This is a genomic window from uncultured Clostridium sp., assembly GCF_947036855.1.
Taxonomy (GTDB): Bacteria; Bacillota; Clostridia; order Clostridiales; family Clostridiaceae; genus Sarcina.
In genome coordinates this window covers 1-4,827 of record NZ_CAMQRY010000160.1, presented here as the reverse complement: position 1 = coordinate 4,827, position 4,827 = coordinate 1, and the positions used below count along the sequence as shown (strand labels likewise).

The window sequence follows — 4,827 nt, the reverse complement described above, 5'->3', positions numbered from 1 at the left end:
TTAAGCTTAGAACGAGAGATTAAGGAGAATTACGAATGAAAAAAATAATAAATTACGATACAAGAAGAAAAATATTAGAAAAATATATGAATGGAATGAGCGTTGATGAATTAGCTGAAGTTTATAAAGTGCCAAGGACTACTATTAGTTCAATAGTTCATAGTAGATTAACTAAAATGATAGGGTTATAGAATGAGTTAAATATGGGATTTAACATAAAAAAGTGTGCGACATTGTTTTAAATTACGAGTGAAATAAAAAAGCATATGCAAAATTAAGCATATACTTTTAGTTTATAAATTTGTTAAATAGTTTAATGGGTTTATTAAATAGTCTACAAAAGAATATATGCTCGGCTAAGCATATATTCTCATGTTAAATGATTTTGCCAATATTAATGACACTATAATTTTACCACACCAAGTTTTACCAACAAGTGATTTTTGTTGGAGTATTTGTATTTAATTTACAAGTGGAAGAAGGTAATAATAATGAATGAAATAATAAATGTAATAGAAGCAAGAGGACAAAGAAAGTATCATCTAAAATTTATAGGAATTAAAAACTTTGAAATAGAGGAACTAAAGAGAGAAATAGAAGTGGATCGTAGTGAAAGAGTAGAGAATTATCTTTTAGAAGAAAAGTATAACCAATTATCAGAATTATTAATGTCATTGAATTTCTTAGAACGTAAAGTAATAGTTTTAGATAAGATACTAGATTTAAGCAAGTTACTATAAGTGCGACATTGAAATATATGTAGCGAAGATTTAGAAAATAAAAAAAGCAACCTAGAGGCTTGCTAGATTGCTTAGATAATGAAATATATAAACTTAGTCACAAGAGCATATATAACACTTTAAGTTTATAATGCCAGAGTAGATTTTGCAAGTAAATTATAAGGAGAAAGGTAAATGAGAGATAATATTTTTAGAAAGACAGAAAAGAAATTATATAGCTATTTTGATAAAGATAAACTTATAAGAAGTTATGAGGAAAAAATTAAATATTTAAAAAAGTATCACCAGGAGCTAGAAGATAAGATTAAAAATGTTGATATAAAAATAGATGCTGATATAAAAGCTATTAGCTATGAAGCTAGAGTACAAACATCGAGTGATGGAATTAGCTGCGTTGAAAAAATGATGATAAAAATGATAGAAGATTTAGAAATAGAAAAGGCTAGGGTTTATATAGAAATAGATAATCTTGAAAGAAGAATTAGAAATATAGATGAAAAGAATAAAATAATAGAAAGTAATATAAATATGCTTAATAAAGATATATTAGATTTTATAAAATATAAATATGGAAATAGAAAAGCAAATAAAGAAATTGCTATTGCTATGAATATGAGTGAGGCAAGCATTACAAGGCTTAAAGAGTTAGCAATAAAAAGAGTTAATAGCTGGGAAGAAACATTATTTCCTTTAATAACTTTTTAAAAACATGAAATTTTTGTGAAATTTTACTGAAATTTTATGAAATTAATGTGAAATTTTTTGAAATTTTATTATAATAATTTATGTTAGAATATATATTGTCATAGTTTTATATAATCTGAATGTATAAAAGAATGTAGCTATTGAGTTATTATAGCTACATCCTTTTATACTATTGAATAGTAAGGTATGTTATTATAATATATGAGATAACTTTTAAGTGTAGAATAAACACCTATACAGATATGAAATTTTATACTGCAACGATAAACCATTTGTAGAAATACAGGTGGTTTTTTTACGTGGATTTTTAAGGGAATTAGGTGAGATAAATGTTAAAGAAATTTTGCAGGTGTCAAAAGATCATACCGCAAGAGATGAAAATATGTGATGAATGTAAAAAGAAGTTTGAATATAAAAAGAAAATACAAGATAAAGAAACTTATCAAAAATATAAAGGCAAAAGAACTGATGATAAAGAGCAAAAGTTTTATAAGACTCAGAACTGGGTATTTACACGAGATGTTGTTAAGGCTAGAGATAAAGGCATATGTAGGTTATGCGATAGCAAAGGTAAGTTATCATTTGTTAATAACGTACATCATATTGAAGAGCTTAAAGATACTTGGGAACTTAGAACAAGTATGAGTAATCTGATTTGTCTTTGTGATAGATGCCATTTTTATGTTCATAAGAAGTATAAAATGAGTAATGAGGATAAAATAGCTATGCAGACGAAATTAAGGGAGATTATGCAGTAGGGTAGGGGGGATAGCAAAATATTTTTGCAATTGCTTCCAGGTCCATGTATATATGTGCTCTCGTGCAAAAACTCCCTAAATGAATTTTTTGGCGTGGGTGGGATTGTTGGGGAATCCATAAAATTAAGTTTAAAAAAAAGAAAAACTATAAAATTTCATAAAAAAAGAAAGGTGGTGATTAACATAGCTAGACCTAGGCAACCAACTGATTTAGTAGTTTTAAAAGGTAAGAAGCATCTTACTAAAGATGAAATAAAAAGTAGAAAGTCAAATGAAGTAAAAGTTAAAAGTGATAAAGTAAAAGCACCGAGTTACTTAGCTAAAATTGAGAAAAAAGAGTTCAATAAGATAGCAAAAGAGTTAATTGAGATAGGAATTATGTCTAATTTAGATGTTGATTCACTATCTTTTTTTATTAAAACAAGAAAAGAATATTTGAAAATTACAAAAGAAGTTGATGATAGAGCACCAACTAAAGTTGTAAAAGTTCTGGATTATGATGATGAAGGGATTTTAATCGGAGATCATGAAGAAGTTATATTAGATGAAGATTATGAAACACTTTTAAAGATGCAACTTAGAGTTTTAGATACATGTAGAAAATGTGCATCAGATCTTGGACTAAGTATTACGAGTAGATGTAGATTAGTAGTTCCTCAAGAAGATGATGATAAGCCAGAAAATAAATTTTCAAGGTTTATGTAGGTGAGAGAATGATTGATAGAGTAACAAAATACGCAAATGATGTTCTTGATGGAATTATTATTGCAGGAGACTTGGTAAAACAAGCTTGTAACAGACATTTAGAAGATTTGGAAAAGTCTAAGTATAGTGCTTATAAATATGAGTTCCTAGTTGAAAAGTCCTTAGCTAATATAGATTTCTTTGAAAGTTTAAGTTTTACAGATGGTAAAATTGCAGGAACACAAATAGAGTTATTTGGATTTCAAGATTTTATAATAGGTTCGATATATGGGTGGGTTAATAAATCAACTGGGTATAGAAGGTTTAAAAAAGCATATTTACAACTTGGCAGAAAGAACGCAAAATCGTTACTTAGTGGTGGAAATGCTATTAAACTTAGTGGTTTTGATAACTATCCTAATGCACAAGTTTATGCAACAGCAACAAAAATGAAGCAGGCAAGAATAGTTTGGAAGCAAGCAGCTAATTTTATTGGTATGGATTCTGATTTAAGAGAAATATTTAGAGTTCAAGATCATGCATCAACTATTACTTGTAAGTTAAATGGTTCTCAAATTATGGCTCTTGGTAGAGATACAGGAACTATTGATGGATTTGATCCTCATGGAGGAATTATTGATGAATACCATAGTCATAAAACTAACCAAATGGTTAAGTTATTAGAAGATGGAGCAGTTAACCAAGATGAATATTTAATTTTAATTATTACAACAGCAGGATTTAATTTAAATGGACCATGTCATAAAGAATGGGAATATTGCAAACAAGTACTTGCAGGTACTACGGAAAATGAAGAATATTTTGTTTATATAGCTCAAATGGATAAAGAAGATGATATTTGGGATTATAAAAATTGGGTAAAAGCTAATCCGTTAGTAGCGAACCTGCCACAGGCATTAGATAACCTAAAGCGTTTTGCAAAGGAATCTAGAGAAAAAGGTGGAGAAGATTTAAGAAATTTTTTAACTAAGTCATTAAATATATGGTATGAGTTTAGCAATAATCAGTATATTAGTCCTACGGAGTTTAAAATGTGTGCTTGTAATAAAACATTAGAAGATTTTAGAGGAGAAATTTGCTTTATAGGGCTTGATTTAAGTAGTGGTGGAGATTTAACATCGTTAGCACTTATATTTGTTTACTATGAAGATGGAATCAAGAAATATTTTATCCATTCACATAGTTTTATTCCAGCAAAAAGAGTCGCAGAACATATTGAAAGTGATGATGTACCTTATGATGTTTGGATAAATCAAGGATTGCTTACAGTTACGGAAACTCTTGGAGGAATAAAAACTGATTATAGATATATAATTACATATTTAAAAAACTTAGTTAAAGAATATGATATAAAAATTGAACAACTAGGATATGATCCTCATAATGCAGATACATTTTTACAAGACTTAGAAGAATTAGGGTGTGATTGTATTGAGATATATCAAACTTGTAAATATCTTAACGATCCAACGGAAGACTTTCAGTTAGAAGTTAAAGCTGAGAATATTCAGTATAACGAATCGAATGAATTACTTGCTTGGAGTGTTGTAAATGCTAAAACAGTTTCAAATGCAGCAGGAGAAATTAAAATTGATAAAAATAGAAGAGTCAAGAGAATAGATCCAGTAGATGCAATAATTGATGCTTATAAATTAGTATTTAAACAAGAAAGATTAACAAGTATTGATATTAATAAATATGCTAATGAAGATTTCTTAAGAAAGTTATGGAGATGATAAAGTGAAGAAAATAAAAGATGTATTTTATAATTACTTAGAAGATTTTTTAATCATCATAGGTCTTATTATAGTATCTGGAATGACATTATTACTTAGTATATCGATTGGAATATATGTTATAGGAATAATATTTATAGTTCTTGGTATTTATTTTGCAAGAAATCCTTTGAAAAGGAGAGA

Annotated in this window: 6 protein-coding genes; all 6 read left to right on the top strand. The window is 27.8% G+C overall.

What is annotated here, in order from left to right:
- The first annotated feature begins 35 nt into the window (after positions 1-35).
- Entirely contained in the window at positions 36-191 is a 156-nt protein-coding gene (locus Q0V15_RS11895) for a helix-turn-helix domain-containing protein (protein ID WP_297439284.1), read from the top strand.
- Positions 192-491: 300 nt separating this feature from the next.
- Positions 492-740 carry a hypothetical protein gene (locus tag Q0V15_RS11890; protein ID WP_297439282.1) on the top strand — a complete coding sequence of 83 codons (249 nt, stop codon included), beginning with the start codon at positions 492-494 and terminating at the stop codon, positions 738-740.
- A gap of 174 nt (positions 741-914) precedes the next feature.
- Positions 915-1,445 (top strand): hypothetical protein, encoded by a 531-nt coding sequence (locus Q0V15_RS11885; RefSeq protein ID WP_297439280.1) that lies wholly within the window; start codon positions 915-917, stop codon positions 1,443-1,445.
- Between the two features lie 329 nt (positions 1,446-1,774).
- Positions 1,775-2,203, top strand: coding sequence for an HNH endonuclease (locus Q0V15_RS11880; protein ID WP_297439080.1), 429 nt, complete (start codon positions 1,775-1,777; stop codon positions 2,201-2,203).
- 171 nt (positions 2,204-2,374) lie between these two features.
- Positions 2,375-2,908 carry a phage terminase small subunit P27 family gene (locus Q0V15_RS11875; RefSeq protein WP_367173773.1) on the top strand — a complete coding sequence of 178 codons (534 nt, stop codon included), beginning with the start codon at positions 2,375-2,377 and terminating at the stop codon, positions 2,906-2,908.
- Positions 2,909-2,916: 8 nt separating this feature from the next.
- Positions 2,917-4,644 carry a terminase large subunit gene (locus tag Q0V15_RS11870; RefSeq protein WP_297439278.1) on the top strand — a complete coding sequence of 576 codons (1,728 nt, stop codon included), beginning with the start codon at positions 2,917-2,919 and terminating at the stop codon, positions 4,642-4,644.
- Positions 4,645-4,827: the final 183 nt, after the last annotated feature.

Coding starts and splice junctions, on each gene's coding strand:
- Q0V15_RS11895 (WP_297439284.1), top strand. CDS start 36: ATGAAAAAAATAATAAATTACGATACAAGAAGAAAAATATTAGAAAAA.
- Q0V15_RS11890 (WP_297439282.1), top strand. CDS start 492: ATGAATGAAATAATAAATGTAATAGAAGCAAGAGGACAAAGAAAGTAT.
- Q0V15_RS11885 (WP_297439280.1), top strand. CDS start 915: ATGAGAGATAATATTTTTAGAAAGACAGAAAAGAAATTATATAGCTAT.
- Q0V15_RS11880 (WP_297439080.1), top strand. CDS start 1,775: ATGTTAAAGAAATTTTGCAGGTGTCAAAAGATCATACCGCAAGAGATG.
- Q0V15_RS11870 (WP_297439278.1), top strand. CDS start 2,917: ATGATTGATAGAGTAACAAAATACGCAAATGATGTTCTTGATGGAATT.